We start from the raw sequence: 14,487 nt of genomic DNA on the forward strand, positions 1-14,487 counted from the left end.
CCGGTGCGACAATTCGAGTTATGGCTTCCGTGACCGTGGGCGACTTGCGCAACAGCGGGGGAGACGTATTGCGGCGCGTCGAGCGCGGCGAACGCATCATCGTCACCCGCGACGGCGCCCCCGTCGCAGAACTGCGCCGCTTCCGCGTCCCAGCGTTGGTCCGGCCGAGCTCGTTCGACGGCGCAAACATTTGCCGCGGGTGAATCCCGACGAGTTGCGCCGCGATATCGACAACCTGATCTATCCATCACGGTGACGCGGCAGCAACGAAAGGGATGCTGGGCACCGCCGGCGAAGGGTCTTGACCTGCCTGCCCCGGCTCGGTTCGATGATGCGTACAACACGAGGGGAGGCCCACAGTGAGGACGTTCGTTCGCCACGTTTTTGCCGTCGTCGTGCTGGCGTTCACCGCGATTGCGGCGGTGACGATCGCGATGCCGGCGGTCAGCTCGGCCGACTGCGGCGACGGCGAGTGGTGGGACCCGACGGGCAAGGTCTGCCGGCCGCTCGGTGTCGGGCCCCAACCGCTGGCGTGCGACCCGGGTCAGTGGTGGGACCCGACGGCCAACGTCTGCCGGCCGCTGGGAGTCGGGCCGCAACCGCTGGCGTGCGACAACGGCTGGTGGTGGGACCCGGGCGCCAACGTGTGCCGTCCGCCGCTGGTGCCGGGCGGCTGACCGGCGTCGTACCGACTCAACGAAGGACGGCGACGAGGAAGTCGGAGTCCTCGGTGAACGGCCGCAGATCCCAGGTGGATAACAACAGATCCGGGGTGAACCCGGCTTCGGCGACGTCGTCGAGAAACTCGCCGAACTCGTAGTCACGGCCGGCGCCGAAGCCGATCACCGCCCGGCCGGCGTCGGCGAGGTGGGCGCGCAGCCGGGTCAGCACCCGCACGCGGGTGCTGTGGGCGAGAAACGTCATGACGTTGCCGGCCGACATGATGATGTCGAACGGCTCGGGGATGCCGCGCGCGGGCAGGTCGAGCTCCGCGAGGTCGCCGACCAGCCAGCGCGGCCCGGGATGGTCGTGCTCGGCCGCCTCGATGAGCACCGGGTCCACGTCGACGCCGACGACGTGGTGGCCGGCCGAAGCAAGATGCCCGCCCAGCCGGCCGGGGCCGCAGCCGGCGTCGAGGATGCGGGCACCGCGGGGCGCCATCGCGTCCACCAGGCGAGCCTCGCCGGCGAGGTCCTCACCGGCGCGCGCCATGGAACGAAAGCGTTCGACGTACCAGTGCGAATGCCCGGGATCCGCGGCGACCTTTTGCATCCAGATGCTCTGCTCGGTCATGCCAGCCATTGTCGCACCGCGCCGAATGCCCCGCGGAAACCGCACGCCGAGAGTGAAATACACGACGCGACACGCCGCGAACGCGTCGCACGATTCACAGTCGGGTGACACACAAAAAGCCGCCGCCCCGATTACAGTTAGGGCCGCATCATGTCCCTGATGTGCGGTTGCTACGGCTCTACCTGTGCACCGCGTTGTGACGGCACCAGTCATGACTGGTCAAGACGAGGCGGCTGCTGGTGGAGCGCTTGCTCGAGCGCGAGGCGGTGCTGGCCGAGCTCGGCACGCTCGCGGGCGCGGCCCGGCGCGGCGCCGGCCGGCTCGCGTTGCTGCGGGGCGAGGCGGGGGTCGGCAAGACCGCGGTGATCAGCCGGTTCACCTCCGGCCTCGATGACGGGTTCCGCGTGCTGCGCGGCTGGTGCGACCCGCTGGTGGCACCGCGCCCGTTGGGCCCGCTGCTCGACGCGCTGGCCGGCGTCGGTCCCACGGCGGCCGACGCGCTCGGCGCGGCGATCGAATCGGGCGACACCGGAACGCTGTATAGACGACTGCTGACCGTCCTGCGCGACGGGCACCACTGGGTGTGGGTGATCGAGGACGCCCATTGGGCCGACGGGGCGACCCTGGATCTGTTGCGCTTTCTGGCGCGCCGCGTCTCCTCGCTGCCGCTGTTGTTGGTGGTGTCCTATCGCGACGACCAGTTCGACCGGGAGCACCCGCTGGCCGTCGCCCTGGGCGACGTGGCGACCTGTGCGGGGGTCAGCCGCATCGGTCTGCAACCGCTCAGCCGCGAAGCCGTGGCGGCGCTGGCCGCGGGCAGCGGCGTCAACTCCGACCGGCTGCACCAGCTGACCGGGGGCAACCCGTTCTTTGTCACCGAGGTGCTGGCCAGCGGGTTCGACGCGCTGTCAAAAAGCTTGCCGCGCAGCGTTTCCGAGGCGGTGTGGGGACGGCTGGCGCGGCTGTCGCCGGACGCGTGCGAGACCGCGCAGGCCGCCGCGGTCTGCGGCCCGCACGCGGACCCGGCGCTGGTGCGCAAAGTATGCCCGGCGGCCCGCGAGGGTCTGGCGGAATGCCTCGACAGCGGCATGTTGGTCACCGACGGTGACACGATCGGGTTTCGGCACGAGCTGGCGCGGCGCGCGACGCTCGAACAGATCCCCAAACATCAGCGCAAAGCCCTGCACACTCGCGCCCTGGCCGGTCTCACCGAACCTCCCGTCGACCCGGATACGTTGTCCGCACTGGCTTTTCACGCCGACGAGGCCGGCGATGGCAAGGCGGCTTTGCGCTACGGTGCCGCCGCCGCCGAACGGGCCGCGCGGTTGGGGGCGCATGGCCAGGCCCTCGACCTGTATGCGCTCACGCTCCGCCACGCCGACAACGCCCGCGACGATCAGAAGGTGATCTGGCTCGAGGGCCACGCGTACGCGGCGTATTGCTGCGGTGTCGGTGAGGCGGCGGTGTCGTCCTGGCGCGAAGCGATCACGCTGCGCCGCGCCTTGGGCGACACGCTGGGCGAAAGCGACGATTTGCGTTGGTTGTCACATGAGTTGTGGGGGATAGGACAAACCGGCAAGTCCGCCGACACGGCCAGGGCCGCACTGCAGGTGGTGCGCGACGCCGGCGCGTGCCCGCAGCTGGCGTGGGCCCTGGTGAACATGGCCGAGGTGAGTGCGTGGGGTTTCGACCCGGCCGCGGCCGACTATGCCGCGCAAGCGATTACGGTGGGCACCCAACTCGGCGACGACGCCGTCGTCAACCGGGCGAGGGGGTTCGCCGCCCTGACCCGGGTGCTGCGCAGCGACACCGGGTGGGAGGAGCTCGAGGCCGCGTGGCGCGCCGCGATGGCCAACGAGGGCCGCGGCGAAGACGCTGCCCTGCTCGCGACCAACCTGTCCGTGTTCGCCGCGCAGCACTTCGACCTGGATCGAGCCGAGCGCTACATCGCGGAATCCGCGCCATACTGCCGGGACCGCAACATGTTCCAGTACGAGGCGCTCGTCCTGGGCGCCGACGTGCTCGTCGGCCTGCACCGCGGAGACTGGGACCGGACGCTGTCGGCGGCCGAGGAGCTACTCACCCGTCCCGCGGTGGTGGCGGTCAACCAGCTGCCGGCCCGGCTGGCGTTGGCACTCGTCCGCGCCCGCCGCTCCGAACGGCCCGCCGCCTCGCTGCTCGACGAGGTCGCGCCCGCGTCCGACCATGAGCGGCTCTTCCCGGTCTGGGCCGCGCGCGCCGAATCCGCCTGGCTGGCCGGCGATGACGACGCCGCACGCACCCACGCGCAGCGCGGACTGGCCGCCATCGGCCCCGACGGCGATCCCTGGCTGCTCTGGCAGCTGCGCCGGTGGGTCCGCCTGACCGGGGGCGCCGACGCACCCGCCGGTGCCGACGACCCGGTCACGCCCTTCCACCTGGAGGTCGGCGGCGACTGGCAGGGTGCGGCCGAGGCGTGGTCGCGCCGCGGCTGTCCCTACGAGGCGGCCATCGCCCAACTCGGCGGCGACATGCCGGCGGTGGAATCGGCGCTGGCGGTGTTCCGCCGCCTGGGCGCGCGGGCGGCCGCACGCCGGGCCCAGCAGCGGCTGGAGGGGCTGCGGGGGCCGACGCGCCGCCGCCGGATGGCCGACGTCCGCGCCGACCCGAACGGGTTGACTCCCCGCGAACGTGAGGTGCTCGACCTCATCGCCGACGGCCGCAGCGACGCCGAAATCGCCACGAGCCTGTCCATCAGCCCCAAAACGGTTGGCCACCATGTCAGCTCGATCCTGGCCAAACTCGGCGTCGCCAACCGCACCCAGGCGGCGCGGCTGCGCCGGCGCTAGCCGGCCGCATGCGAGTGCGGCGCCATCGGTCCGGGGTCGACGGGCGTGTGGGTGCCGGCGGCGTGCGTCGCGTGGAGGCGGCGGACCCAGCCGCACAACTCGTCGACCGTCTGCTGCTGCTTGCGTGAGACGGGCAGAACAGGGGAGCCGCTTCGGGCGGTGCGCGCATCGGCGAGCATCTGGTCCACGTCGACCTCGACGTAGGGCGCGAGGTCAATCTTGTTGATCACCAACAGGTCCGCGCGGGCGATGCCCGGGCCGCCCTTGCGGGCGACGTCACCGCCGCCGGCGACGTCGAGGACGAAGATTTGGGCGTCGACGAGCCCGGAGGAAAAGGTTGCGGTCAGGTTGTCGCCACCGCTTTCGATCAACACGATGTCGAGGGGCGCGAAGTCGTGCTCGAGATCTTCGATCGCGAGCAGATTCATGGTGATGTCGTCCCGGATCGCGGTGTGCGGGCAGGCGCCCGTCTCGACCGCGCGGATCCGCTCGCCCGGCAGGATGCCCTGGCCGCGCAGGAAGCGGGCGTCCTCGTCGGTGTAGATGTCGTTGGTGACGACCCCGAAGCGGTACTGGCCGGACAGGTTGCGGCACAAGGTGGCGATCAATGAGCTCTTGCCGGTTCCCACCGGCCCGGCCACTCCGAGACGCAGGGCACGGGACGAGACCTCAGGCACGGCAGCACTCCTCTCTCGTTGAAACGCTGGGGGATTCGGCGCCCCACGGAGCGCCGAGTTCGGCCAGGCCCGCGTTCAGGGCCTTGCGCAGGTCGAGGTTGTCGTCGGCGAGGGCGGTGATCAGCGCCGCCGGACCGGCCAGCGGCAACACCGCGGCGGTGTCGGTGGGAAGAGAGCCGTGGCCCGGCCACGCCCGCGCGGGGTCGACGACGAGCATGGATCCGATGGCCCGGTGGCCGGCGGTGACGGCCGCGCTGTTCCAGCCGCACGCTTGTTGCCCGACTCCGAGGTCTTGCCGGTAGAGGGGCAGGCCGTCGCGGCGGACGTCGATGCGCTGGTGGATGGTGCCGGGCTGTTCCCCGTGGCGACCGAGGATCAGCTCGTCGCGCATCAGCAGCCGGGCGCTGGCGGCGAGCGTGACCCGAATGTCGTTGACGTGGTTGCAGTTTGCCGAGGCGATGATCGGTTCCGGCAACCACACCAGGGTGGCCCCGTCGTGCAGGCGCACCCGTGTCGTGGCGCGTGACGGGCACCCGCGCGGCCCGGGAAGCAGCACGGTGGGGGAGATGTCGGTCAGGACCAGGGCGCTCCCCGGCCCGACGTCGATGTCGAAGGTGATGTGGTCGCCGCCCACCGGCCCCGCGGCGCCGGCCGCGACGCTCACCCGCGCGGGTGCCGTGAGCTGGTCGGCCCAGGGCGCGGGTTCCTTGGCCTCCGTGAGTCGCAGCACGAGTGGGGCCATCGAGCGCAATGTGGTGACCTGGCTGGTGATTCGGCCGCCGGGGCCCGACGTGGCGGCCGTGGCCAGCGAGGCATGCGCATGCATCGCGCCGGGGTCCGTTTCGCGGATTTCAGGAGGCAAACAACCGTCCCTCCCGTCGGGCGTGATGTTCGGCGGCGATGTCGAGCAGGGGAGCGGCATGGGCGGGCAATTCGTCGACCGGTGCATCGGCGTGGCGGCCGGCCTCTTCGGCCAGGGCGTCCAGCTGCGGCATCAGCCGCGCCAGCACGGCGTGGACGTCAAGCGGATCGAGGCTGACCAGCCTGACCGCGGCGGCCGCCGGCCCGGCCACGGCCTCGTAGAGTGCGGCCAGCGCCGCCTGCTTGGCATCGATGTCGAACACCGACGCCACCACGCCAAGGGCGATCGGGTGGTGCGGCCGCCTGCCGAGATGATCGAGCCGGGGATGCGGCCGGATGGCACGCATCGCCCGCTGCAGCTGGCGCCCGAGGGCACGCGAGATCGTCCGCAACGCCGGCGAGGGCATTCGGGCGTCCAGTTCGGGGTCGAGCGCGGCCAGCCGTGCAATGTCACCGGAAGTGGCGGCCGCGCAGGCCGCGGCCACGAACGCCGCCGAGACGGCGCCCGACGTCGCGGCCCGGCCCCGCAGGAAGGCCTCGAGACTCGTTGGGTCGCAGACCCTTCCGGCTTGCACCGTGGCTTCGATGCCGCCCGAATGGGCGTAGCCGCCCGTCGGTAGGCGCCCGTCGGTGAGCAGCAACAGCGGGGCGGAAATCGGGGGCATCTCAGTACAGGAAGTAGCGCTGGGTCAGCGGCAGGTCGGTCAGCGGCGCATGGTTGGCCGGTTGGCCGTCGATGCGCACCTCGAAGGTGTCGGGGTTGACTTCGATGCTCGGCAGCGCGTCGTTGAGGGGCAGGTCGGCCTTGCGCCGCTCGCGCATGTCTTTGACCGCGACGAGTTTGCGCCCGACGTCGAGGCGGTCGGCCAGTCCGTCGTCGAGCGCGGCCGGCGCCACGAACGCGACGCTGGTGGCTTGCGCGGCCCTGGTGTGGGCGTTGTAGCCCAGCCGGGGCAACACCGGCTGGGGAGTGGGCACCGACGCGCTGGGGTCGCCCAGCAGCGCCAGCGCCGCCATGCCGCCCTTGAACACCACGGTGGGTCGCACCGCGAACGTGGCCGGGGCCCACAGCACGAAGTCCGCCAGCTTTCCCGGTGCGATGGAGCCGATTTCGTCGTCCAGGCCGTGGATCACCGCCGGGCAGATGGTGTACTTCGCGACGTAGCGGCGGGCACGCTCGTTGTCCGCGCGTTCGTTCGGGCTGAGCGGGCCGCGCAGCTGCTTCATCGCGTGCGCGGTCTGCCAGGTGCGCCGCACCGTCTCGTCGAGCCGGCCCATGGCCTGGGCATCGGAGGACATCGCCGAGATCGCGCCGATGTCCTGCAAAATGTCTTCTGCCGCAATCGTGCCCGCGCGCACGCGGCTCTCGGCGAACTGCAACTCCGCGGGAATCTTCGGGTTGAGTTGGTGGGCCACGAGCACCATGTCCAACTGCTCGTCGACGGTGTTGACGGTGAACGGGCGGGTCGGGGTGGTCGACGAAGGCAACACGTTGGGCTCGCCCGCGATGCGGATGATGTCGGGCGCGTGGCCGCCGCCGGCCCCTTCGGTGTGGTAGCTGTGAAAGCTTCGGCCGTCGACCGTGCGCATCAGGTCCTCGACGAAGCCGGCCTCGTTGAGGGTGTCGCTGTGGATGGCGACCTGCACACCGGCCTGGTCGGCGACCCGCAGCGCGGCGTCGATGACGGCGGGCGAGGCGCCCCAGTCCTCGTGGACCTTGAATCCCGCTGCCCCCGCGCGGAGTTGCTCCCAGAGCGCTTCCTCGGAGACCGTGGTGCCGCGTCCCAGGAACGCCACGTTGACGGGCCACGGGTCGAACCCTTCGAACATGCGGGCCAGCCACCACGCCCCGGGGGTGGCCAGCGTGGCCTTGGAGCCGTCGGTCGGCCCGGTGCCGCCACCCACCAGCGTGGTGATGCCGGCTTGCAACGCGACTTCGCACATGTCCGGGCTGACGAAGTGCACGTGGGTGTCGATCGCGCCGGGCGTCATGATCAGGCCGGTGCCGTTCATGATCTCGGTGGACGGACCGATCACCAGCTCGGGGTGGACGCCGTCCATGATGTCGGGATTTCCGCTCTTGCCGATGGCGACGAACCGTCCGTCGCGAATTCCGACGTCCGCCTTGATGATTCCCCAATGGTCGAGGATCACCACGTTGGTGACGACGAGATCGGGCGTGCCCTGGGAGCGCGGCGTGTGCGATTGCCCCTGTGATTCCCGGCCCGATTTCCCGCCACCGAAGACCACCTCGTCGCCGCCTGCGCAGCGGTCGTCCTCGATCTCGATGAACAGGTCGGTGTCGGCCAGCCGGAGCCGATCGCCCTGGGTGGGGCCCAGCATCATCACGTACAGCTGCCGCTGAATCTCAGCCATCGAGCGGGCCTTTGCATTCGCCGCGGAACCCGGCCGCGATGCGGCGGCCGCCGAAGGGGATCAGCTCGATTTCCTGCGTCACGCCCGGATCGAACCGCGTCATCCCGCTCGAGATGATGTTCTGTCGTTTACCCCAGGCGGCCTTGCGGTCGAACTGCAATGCCGGGTTCGCCTCGGCGAAGTGGAAGTGCGACCCCACCGAGATCGGCCGGTCTGCGGTGTTGACCACCTTCACCGTCGTGACTTCACGTCCCACGTTGACCTGGACGGGATCGTCGCCGAAGAGGATCGCACCGGGCGCCGACGGCTTCATGCTCGAGTCCGCGCCGGGCTGCACCATCGCGGTCGCGGCGCCCTTGCCCGCCCCCAACGGCACCGACTTTCCGGAGCCGAGAAGTTTCCGGCTCAGCGGGGGCGTGCGCCGCTGCACCGCGCCGACCACCTTCTCCAGGCTCGGGTTGCGCTGCAGCGCCCGCTGGCCGGAGGCAAACGCGCGGCTGGTCGCCCCCAAGACCCGAGATGCGTTCTGCGCCCGCTGCATCCGATTCGTCACGGTGTCTTTGATCTTGTCGGTGAGCCGGCTCATGAAATGAACTCCCGTGTCGAATCCGTTGCGCGGTCAGTGAATCGGCTGGGGAACGCTGACCAACTTGGTGCCGTCCGGAAACGTCGCCTCGACGTGTAGTTGCTGCAGCATCTCCGGGACGCCGTCCATCACGTCCTCGCGTTTGAGGACCCCGCGGGCGGCGTCCTGCACGTCCGCCTTGGATTGCCCGTCCCGCGCGCCTTCGAGCACGAACTGCGTCAGCACCGCCGTCGCTTCGGGGAGGTTGAGTTGCAGGCCGCGCTCGCGTCGTTTCAGCGCCACCTCGGCCGCGGTGTGGATGAGGAGGCATTCCTGCTCTTTGAGCGTGAGAAACATCCGGACCGCCTTTGTCGGCGCCGCTGCTGCGACCGGGAAACGTGACGACGCTGCTGGTTACCCGCCGATTCGCGGGGCAAACGCGCTCGCCTCGGCAGCGGCGCGGGCTCAGCGTGCCTTCGCGCTCGCGACGGCGTCGCGGAAGCTGCTCAAGAACGCGCGCCCCGCCTCGTCGCTTCCGAGGCCGAGATAGAACCCGGCCACCGCCTGGTTCGCGATCGCGCCGGACCAGTGCGCGACGACGCTGATTCCGGAGTCGGCCTGCAGAACGATGCCGGGGTTGAGCGATATCTCGTCGAGGCGTGCCGAGCGGACGTGAATTCCGCGCTTTTCGCCGGCTATGGCGATGACGAGGTAGCGGGGGGTCAGCAGCGCCACCGAAGAATGCTCGCGATCTGGGTCGCCGGAGCCGGTCAGTTTGGCGAGCAGCCCATTGCGGTACAGCCGCACGCTGCGCGTCACGCAGACCGTACGGGCGTCTGCCAATACGTCACCCAGCTGGTTCGCCGTCGCGTGGGCGCTGATGGCATCCCGCAGCGTCGCGTCGAGGCGATCGGTTGTGGTCGTCGTGCTGGCGCGCTCGTAGAGCTGCTTCATCCTCGTTCGCTTTCCCTGAGTTCGGCGGGTCGGGCAGATCAGCGGGAACAGTCCACCGCCACCTCGAGGGCCGCGCAGACGTCACGCATCCGATCGTCGGCGAGCCGACCAAGGCGACTGACCAGGACGGCGACCGGGACGCTTTCCACGGAATCGAGGTTGACCGCGGAACGGCGGGGGACCGGGTCGGTGTCGGGTTCGAGAATCACTTCACTCGCCAACCCGCGGATCGTGGTGGTACAGGGTGCGACGAGCGTGCGCCGGAGCCGAGGGATGGCCGCATCACGCGACATGACAACCACTGGACGGCGGCCGATTCCGGGCAGTTCGCACCACCACAGTTCACCGCGCGCCGGCAGCGCACTCATGAGGCGCCGGCCGCGCGGCGCCACGATGCCAGGTCGCCCCAGGCGTCCGTCTCGTCAGGGGGGTGCTTGTCATAGCCGGCATAGCTCGCGTCCACCTCCGCGGCGCGGTGGCGAGCCAATAGCGCCGTCAGCGCCTCATCGATGAGGGCCGCGTCAGTCAACCCCACTCGGGTGCTGCGCGCGCTATTGAGCAACTCCGCGTCCACGGTGGTACTCAAGCGTATGCGATTCATGCCACGATTATGCCATGTCGAACGCATGTGGGCCGGCAGCCGGCAGGCCCCGGGCCGCCCGGGCTACAGCGCCAAGTGAAGCCTGAGCGCGTCTTCCAGCGCCGTGAGCTCGGCGGGGGAGATCTGGCCCATTCGGCGCAAGAGCCGTTGGGTCGCAACGGATCTGACCTGCTCGGCCTGCGCTTTCGAGTCGACGGCGAGACCGCCGTCCGCCGCCGACAGCAGCACCTGGAAGGGATAGACCGTGTCGGTGTTGCTAAAATGTCTAATTCGTACTAAATAGGCGAAACAGCTAGACTTAGCGGAGTGCGACCGAAGGAGGGGAGCGCGATGTCCACCGTCTTGTTCCGCGACCGCGACGGCAAGCTGGTCGATGTACCCACCGTGACCGCGAGCCGCTTCAAAAACGAGTTCGGCAAGGTCTTCGACCAGGCCGCAGTCAGCGGGGCGGTGGTGATCACCAAGCACGACACCCCCAGGGCGGTGCTGCTGTCGTATTCGGAATTCGAGGCGCTGACCGCATCGACCGCGCCCGCGCTCGACGATCTCAGTGCGCGCTTCGACGAGCTGTTGGCCACCATGCAGACACCCGAAGCCAAAGCCGGCGTGGCCGCGGCGTTCGACGCCACACCGGAGGAACTGGGCGCCGCCGCGGTGAAGGCGGCGCGCACCGGGCGGCGGTGATCCACGCAGCAAGCCAACGATGCCGGCACAGATACACGTATTGGCGGGCGTCAACGGCGCCGGCAAGAGCAGCATCGTCGGCGCGACGATCCGCGCCAAGGGCGGTGAGTACTACAACCCCGACGAGGCCGCGCGCGAAATCATGGCCGCCAACCCCGGACTGGGACAGAGCGAGGCCAACGCGGCGGCGTGGGAACAGGGCCGAAGGCTGCTGCAACGGGCGATCGATGACGGCCTCGATTTCACCTTCGAGACCACACTCGGCGGCAACACGATGCCGGCACTGCTGGCCGAGGCGGCCAAGCGCGGCATCGAGGTCCGCGTTTTCTACGTGGGGCTCGACAGCGCCGACGCCCACGTCGAACGGGTGCGACAGCGGGTCCGCGCCGGGGGGCACGACATTCCCGAAGCCGACATCCGCCGTCGCTGCCGCCACAGCCTGATCAATCTCGTGACATTGCTACCGGTGCTCACCGAACTGTGGGTCTACGACAACTCCGCGGCCGCCGACCCCACGGCCGGGCAGGCACCGAAGCCGGTCTTGGTGTTACACACGGAGCGCGGTCGCATCGTCGCGCCGTCGGATTTGACCGGTACGCCGGCGTGGGCCAAGCCCATCGTCGCGGCCGCGCTGGAGCTCAGCCCGAGGCGCTGAGGATCTTGATCGCGAAGACGAGCGTGTCGCCGGGCCGGATTCCTGCGCTGGGCTGACCCTCGGGGTAGCCGTCGGCGGGGACCATCGCGACGGCCACGGCGGACCCGACCTTTTGTCCCGCGATGGCCTTCTGGAAGCCCGGCACGACGCCCGTGAGCGGGAAGTCGACCGGGGCGCCCCGTTCGTAGCTGCTGTCGAAGACGGACCCGTCGCGTCCGTTGACGCCCATATAGCAGACGGAAACCCGGGCGATGGGCGAGACCACCGGTCCATCGCCGGCGCGCAGCGTGTGCACCTGGGTCTGGGCCACGGCAAACGGCGACGTCACGCTCACGCGCGGCGCTGTCGTGTCGGTGGGTCCGGTGACCGCGACGCTGCCGGTGCTCCCGGCCAGCGTCCAGTCGGGGGTGCCGCCATTCTGCGGCGCCGCCGTGGGGCAGGAACCCGCCGCGGTTGCGGTGCCCGTTCCAGCGAGCGTCAGAACGGTTGCTGCGGCGCAGGCCGCGAGCGCGACGGAGGAACTCATCCGGGAGAATTTCACGGCCGTCACGCTACAGGTACCTATCTCGTCGGGTGGGCCGAGGCTAAAGGTTTCGTGACGGTTTCAGTTGAGCAAAGGTACTGCAGCTTACCCGCGATGCGCGGGCCGATATCGCCTGTTCGAATCTAGTGTTGGCTGCTATGCCCCGACTGGATAATTACGTGAAGCGCTGGCGCACAGCGCTTCACGTTGCCGCGTCGGCATTGATGGTTGCCGTCCTCGGACTCACCGCCACGCCCGTAGCTCATGCGGCCGCGGCCGCGGCGACGCTGTCGGTGGAACACACGTGGCAGACCGGCTTCATCGCCCGCTTCGCCGTCACCAACTCGAGCATGGCGCCGCTGAACGACTGGCGGCTCGAATTCGACATGCCGTCGGGACAGTCCGTCTCGCACGCATGGAATAGCACCGTTACCCAATCGGGCACGCACTTCGTTGTCACCCCCGCGAATTGGAATCGCAGCATCGCACCTGGCGGTTCAGCCACGGGTGGTTTCAGGGGCGTGCTGAGCGGGACCTACTCGCCGCCGGCGAATTGTGTGCTCAACCGGCAATTTGCTTGCGGCTAAAGGCGACTGCGCACGTAAGAAGGACCGCGATGTCGAGTCAGCTCCACCACGTCGTCATGTGCAGCCATTCCGCCGACGACTTCGTCTCGTTCATCACCGACGTCGTCGGAATGACGATCCAGCAGCAATTCCATGTGCCGGGCAACCTACTGGAATCGACCTTGGGGTGGCCGCCCTCGAGCGGGACGCAGGTGACCATGCTCGGTTCCGGCGACTGCGGCCTCATCGAGGTGCTCGATGTACCCGCGTCACTGCGAGAAGCCGTACCCGAAGGCCTTGCGGGGTTGTCGTTTCTTTCCGACGATCCGCGCGGGGCACGCGAGCGTGCCGACGCGTCGGCATGCGATACGAGGACGATCGATATCGGAGTGCCCGGCTACGAGCTATTCTTCTGCACTGTCGGAGGCGTGCCGATTGAATTCATGGGCGGCTATTCGGACGATATCGACCGGTCTCTGAACGACGCGACGAACCACTAAGTCCTGCTTCGCAATTCGCTGCGATGCAAAACCCGACCTAATTCAGCGGGCAACGGGCTCGACGGATGGTCTCCGTCGAAAGACTGTCATCCCGTCAGGGGCCTTTCCAGACCACCTTGTCCGTGCCTCCGGCGTCCCGGTAGACGACACTGTCGGGGTTCGTGCCGCTGCGAACGTCGAAGTAAATGCGACCCGTAACAGGGGTTCCTAGGGGGAGTGGACCCTCGGGAAGGCCGTCGGTCTGGTTGCCCTTCATCACCGCGAACGTCGAGCTGTTGACGGCCCGAGCGTTGAAGTCGGCAATGTTCGGTGTTGCATTGCCGCTCACGCCTTTGGCGATGACGTCGGAGTACCACACGCCGTCGTTGTGGCCGCTGGGCTGCAAGTTGTTCACCGTGTAGTCGATGGTGCCACCCATACTGGAAATCTCTGCCATCTGGCCGAATTGCAGCACTTGCGGACCAGCGAATGCCGGTGCGGGCGCGAGGAGTCCGACCCCCGCCAACACAGCCGTAACTGCCGTTGTTTTTGATGCAATGTGTGAGAACGCCACGTCGGGCTCCCTTCATGAGGTGCCGGCTGTCGAAGAGTGGCAGCTGAATTCACAGGTATCCAAAGCTCGGAATTTCAAACCTGATCTTTTGCCAGCGCGCTTGGCGACCGTGGGGCCCGCCGAGCCCGCGGTGGCCGGCTCGCCGTCTATGGCCGCGGCGTAAGTTCGTTCGGAGCTACGACGACCGCGACACGACTGGAAGGTACGAGAGAAAAGCCGATGAGAACGATCGCATACCGCCACGCGGCACTCGCGGGCCTCGCCGCCGTCGCGCTGATCACTGGGGGCTGCAGCACTGGCAAGAGCGTCGACGCGTCGGCATCGCCTCAGGCGGGCGCCACCTCCACGTCTATATCCCCGGCGCGGCCCACCGAGGTGAAGCTCAACGGGGAGAGCGACGTCGAAGTGACTCTGACCGGGCCGATCGCTGTCAAGTACTCGTCGGCAACCGCGGATCAGAAGACGGCTCTCGGCAAGCCGCTGACCGGTGACCGCAACGCGGGAAAGCGGGAGAGCGGGGTGGTATTCCAGCAGTTTCAGGGCGGGGTGATCACCGCGAAGAACGACGCGGCCGGCACGCCCGCCTATATCACCCTGGGCAAGATCCGGGAGGCCTGGAACGTCCCACGCGACCCGGACGGCACGCCGGCAATCACCGGCACTAACGGTTCGGCGGGTCCACTGGGCCTACCCATCAGCGACCAGAACTCCGTCGGCGATCTGCTGGTGTCCAACTTCGAGCACGGCAGGATCGCCTACAACCCGAAGACCGGCCAGGTCGACGTGACGGTAAACGGCAAGGCTGTACCATCCGGGCTTTAGCGTCGAATCCCGCGGTTTGATGACACGAT

General features: G+C 68.9%; 20 protein-coding genes and 1 pseudogene. 8 read left to right on the forward strand and 13 right to left on the reverse strand.

Annotated features, from left to right (window positions below; all coding sequences use genetic code 11):
* The first annotated feature begins 20 nt into the window (after positions 1–20).
* Entirely contained in the window at positions 21–203 is a 183-nt protein-coding gene (locus tag AC5Y4Z_RS25375; protein WP_499967786.1) for a type II toxin-antitoxin system Phd/YefM family antitoxin, read from the forward strand.
* 156 nt (positions 204–359) lie between these two features.
* Positions 360–677 (forward strand): hypothetical protein, encoded by a 318-nt coding sequence (locus tag AC5Y4Z_RS25380; RefSeq protein WP_499967787.1) that lies wholly within the window; start codon positions 360–362, stop codon positions 675–677.
* A gap of 16 nt (positions 678–693) precedes the next feature.
* Here the strand turns inward: AC5Y4Z_RS25380 and AC5Y4Z_RS25385 are convergent, their stop codons facing one another.
* Positions 694–1,293 (reverse strand): class I SAM-dependent methyltransferase, encoded by a 600-nt coding sequence (locus tag AC5Y4Z_RS25385; protein ID WP_499967788.1) that lies wholly within the window; start codon positions 1,291–1,293, stop codon positions 694–696.
* 239 nt (positions 1,294–1,532) lie between these two features.
* Between AC5Y4Z_RS25385 and AC5Y4Z_RS25390 the strand changes: the two genes are divergently transcribed.
* Positions 1,533–4,121 carry an ATP-binding protein gene (locus tag AC5Y4Z_RS25390; protein ID WP_499967789.1) on the forward strand — a complete coding sequence of 863 codons (2,589 nt, stop codon included), beginning with the start codon at positions 1,533–1,535 and terminating at the stop codon, positions 4,119–4,121.
* Here AC5Y4Z_RS25390 and ureG read toward each other — a convergent pair.
* The 10 genes and pseudogenes from ureG to AC5Y4Z_RS25440 form a co-directional block, all read right to left on the reverse strand.
* A complete protein-coding gene (gene ureG / locus AC5Y4Z_RS25395) occupies positions 4,118–4,798 on the reverse strand; it encodes an urease accessory protein UreG (protein ID WP_499967790.1) in 681 nt (226 codons plus the stop codon). The two genes, AC5Y4Z_RS25390 and ureG, sit on opposite strands and share 4 nt — an antisense overlap.
* Positions 4,791–5,660: an urease accessory protein UreD gene (locus AC5Y4Z_RS25400; protein ID WP_499967791.1), complete on the reverse strand. Its 870-nt coding sequence runs from the start codon at positions 5,658–5,660 to the stop codon at positions 4,791–4,793. Before AC5Y4Z_RS25400 ends, ureG begins: the two co-directional genes overlap by 8 nt.
* Positions 5,650–6,324 carry an urease accessory protein UreF gene (locus AC5Y4Z_RS25405; protein WP_499967792.1) on the reverse strand — a complete coding sequence of 225 codons (675 nt, stop codon included), beginning with the start codon at positions 6,322–6,324 and terminating at the stop codon, positions 5,650–5,652. Before AC5Y4Z_RS25405 ends, AC5Y4Z_RS25400 begins: the two co-directional genes overlap by 11 nt.
* A gap of 1 nt (position 6,325) precedes the next feature.
* Complete coding sequence (locus AC5Y4Z_RS25410) at positions 6,326–8,035, reverse strand: urease subunit alpha (RefSeq protein ID WP_499967793.1); 1,710 nt, start codon at positions 8,033–8,035, stop codon at positions 6,326–6,328.
* A complete protein-coding gene (gene ureB / locus AC5Y4Z_RS25415) occupies positions 8,028–8,621 on the reverse strand; it encodes an urease subunit beta (RefSeq protein ID WP_499967794.1) in 594 nt (197 codons plus the stop codon). Before ureB ends, AC5Y4Z_RS25410 begins: the two co-directional genes overlap by 8 nt.
* Positions 8,622–8,654: 33 nt before the next feature.
* Entirely contained in the window at positions 8,655–8,957 is a 303-nt protein-coding gene (locus AC5Y4Z_RS25420) for an urease subunit gamma (RefSeq protein WP_499967795.1), read from the reverse strand.
* 108 nt (positions 8,958–9,065) lie between these two features.
* The gene (locus tag AC5Y4Z_RS25425) at positions 9,066–9,554 is read right to left on the reverse strand and encodes a hypothetical protein (RefSeq protein WP_499967796.1); all 489 of its coding nucleotides are present in this window, start codon (positions 9,552–9,554) and stop codon (positions 9,066–9,068) included.
* A 38-nt stretch (positions 9,555–9,592) separates the two neighbouring features.
* A complete protein-coding gene (locus AC5Y4Z_RS25430; RefSeq protein WP_499967797.1) occupies positions 9,593–9,922 on the reverse strand; it encodes a type II toxin-antitoxin system PemK/MazF family toxin in 330 nt (109 codons plus the stop codon).
* Positions 9,919–10,170: pseudogene (locus AC5Y4Z_RS25435) on the reverse strand (type II toxin-antitoxin system antitoxin MazE5); the annotation flags it as partial. The pseudogene AC5Y4Z_RS25435 and the gene AC5Y4Z_RS25430, both read right to left, overlap by 4 nt.
* A 48-nt stretch (positions 10,171–10,218) precedes the next feature.
* Positions 10,219–10,587 carry a type II toxin-antitoxin system PemK/MazF family toxin gene (locus AC5Y4Z_RS25440; RefSeq protein WP_499967843.1) on the reverse strand — a complete coding sequence of 123 codons (369 nt, stop codon included), beginning with the start codon at positions 10,585–10,587 and terminating at the stop codon, positions 10,219–10,221.
* Between AC5Y4Z_RS25440 and AC5Y4Z_RS25445 the strand changes: the two genes are divergently transcribed.
* Both AC5Y4Z_RS25445 and AC5Y4Z_RS25450 read left to right on the forward strand, forming a co-directional pair.
* Complete coding sequence (locus tag AC5Y4Z_RS25445) at positions 10,486–10,839, forward strand: type II toxin-antitoxin system Phd/YefM family antitoxin (RefSeq protein WP_499967798.1); 354 nt, start codon at positions 10,486–10,488, stop codon at positions 10,837–10,839. The two genes, AC5Y4Z_RS25440 and AC5Y4Z_RS25445, sit on opposite strands and share 102 nt — an antisense overlap.
* A gap of 19 nt (positions 10,840–10,858) precedes the next feature.
* The gene (locus tag AC5Y4Z_RS25450; protein ID WP_499967799.1) at positions 10,859–11,494 is read left to right on the forward strand and encodes an ATPase; all 636 of its coding nucleotides are present in this window, start codon (positions 10,859–10,861) and stop codon (positions 11,492–11,494) included.
* Here AC5Y4Z_RS25450 and AC5Y4Z_RS25455 read toward each other — a convergent pair.
* Positions 11,478–12,020, reverse strand: a complete 543-nt coding sequence (locus tag AC5Y4Z_RS25455) for an FKBP-type peptidyl-prolyl cis-trans isomerase (RefSeq protein ID WP_499967800.1) — start codon at positions 12,018–12,020, stop codon at positions 11,478–11,480. The genes AC5Y4Z_RS25450 and AC5Y4Z_RS25455 overlap by 17 nt on opposite strands.
* A gap of 155 nt (positions 12,021–12,175) precedes the next feature.
* Here AC5Y4Z_RS25455 and AC5Y4Z_RS25460 point away from each other — a divergent pair, with 155 nt between their 5' ends.
* Both AC5Y4Z_RS25460 and AC5Y4Z_RS25465 read left to right on the forward strand, forming a co-directional pair.
* The gene (locus tag AC5Y4Z_RS25460; RefSeq protein ID WP_499967801.1) at positions 12,176–12,604 is read left to right on the forward strand and encodes a cellulose-binding domain-containing protein; all 429 of its coding nucleotides are present in this window, start codon (positions 12,176–12,178) and stop codon (positions 12,602–12,604) included.
* A 29-nt stretch (positions 12,605–12,633) separates the two neighbouring features.
* Positions 12,634–13,083, forward strand: coding sequence for a VOC family protein (locus AC5Y4Z_RS25465; RefSeq protein WP_499967802.1), 450 nt, complete (start codon positions 12,634–12,636; stop codon positions 13,081–13,083).
* A 94-nt stretch (positions 13,084–13,177) separates the two neighbouring features.
* Here AC5Y4Z_RS25465 and AC5Y4Z_RS25470 read toward each other — a convergent pair whose 3' ends face one another.
* A complete protein-coding gene (locus AC5Y4Z_RS25470) occupies positions 13,178–13,636 on the reverse strand; it encodes a DUF1942 domain-containing protein (RefSeq protein WP_499967803.1) in 459 nt (152 codons plus the stop codon).
* A gap of 219 nt (positions 13,637–13,855) precedes the next feature.
* On the opposite strand from AC5Y4Z_RS25470, the gene AC5Y4Z_RS25475 reads away from it, so the two are divergent.
* A complete protein-coding gene (locus AC5Y4Z_RS25475; protein ID WP_499967804.1) occupies positions 13,856–14,458 on the forward strand; it encodes an LGFP repeat-containing protein in 603 nt (200 codons plus the stop codon).
* The last annotated feature ends 29 nt before the right edge of the window (positions 14,459–14,487 follow it).

This window comes from Mycobacterium sp. NGS63 (genome assembly GCF_059812295.1).

Excerpts from the sequence above, each read along its gene's own strand:
- AC5Y4Z_RS25375 (WP_499967786.1), top strand. The coding sequence starts at position 21 with ATGGCTTCCGTGACCGTGGGCGACTTGCGCAACAGCGGGGGAGACGTA.
- AC5Y4Z_RS25385 (WP_499967788.1), bottom strand. The coding sequence starts at position 1,293 with ATGACCGAGCAGAGCATCTGGATGCAAAAGGTCGCCGCGGATCCCGGG.
- AC5Y4Z_RS25405 (WP_499967792.1), bottom strand. The coding sequence starts at position 6,324 with ATGCCCCCGATTTCCGCCCCGCTGTTGCTGCTCACCGACGGGCGCCTA.
- AC5Y4Z_RS25410 (WP_499967793.1), bottom strand. The coding sequence starts at position 8,035 with ATGGCTGAGATTCAGCGGCAGCTGTACGTGATGATGCTGGGCCCCACC.
- ureB (WP_499967794.1), bottom strand. The coding sequence starts at position 8,621 with ATGAGCCGGCTCACCGACAAGATCAAAGACACCGTGACGAATCGGATG.
- AC5Y4Z_RS25420 (WP_499967795.1), bottom strand. The coding sequence starts at position 8,957 with ATGTTTCTCACGCTCAAAGAGCAGGAATGCCTCCTCATCCACACCGCG.
- AC5Y4Z_RS25425 (WP_499967796.1), bottom strand. The coding sequence starts at position 9,554 with ATGAAGCAGCTCTACGAGCGCGCCAGCACGACGACCACAACCGATCGC.
- AC5Y4Z_RS25430 (WP_499967797.1), bottom strand. The coding sequence starts at position 9,922 with ATGAGTGCGCTGCCGGCGCGCGGTGAACTGTGGTGGTGCGAACTGCCC.
- AC5Y4Z_RS25445 (WP_499967798.1), top strand. The coding sequence starts at position 10,486 with ATGTCCACCGTCTTGTTCCGCGACCGCGACGGCAAGCTGGTCGATGTA.
- AC5Y4Z_RS25450 (WP_499967799.1), top strand. The coding sequence starts at position 10,859 with ATGCCGGCACAGATACACGTATTGGCGGGCGTCAACGGCGCCGGCAAG.
- AC5Y4Z_RS25455 (WP_499967800.1), bottom strand. The coding sequence starts at position 12,020 with ATGAGTTCCTCCGTCGCGCTCGCGGCCTGCGCCGCAGCAACCGTTCTG.
- AC5Y4Z_RS25460 (WP_499967801.1), top strand. The coding sequence starts at position 12,176 with ATGCCCCGACTGGATAATTACGTGAAGCGCTGGCGCACAGCGCTTCAC.
- AC5Y4Z_RS25465 (WP_499967802.1), top strand. The coding sequence starts at position 12,634 with ATGTCGAGTCAGCTCCACCACGTCGTCATGTGCAGCCATTCCGCCGAC.
- AC5Y4Z_RS25475 (WP_499967804.1), top strand. The coding sequence starts at position 13,856 with ATGAGAACGATCGCATACCGCCACGCGGCACTCGCGGGCCTCGCCGCC.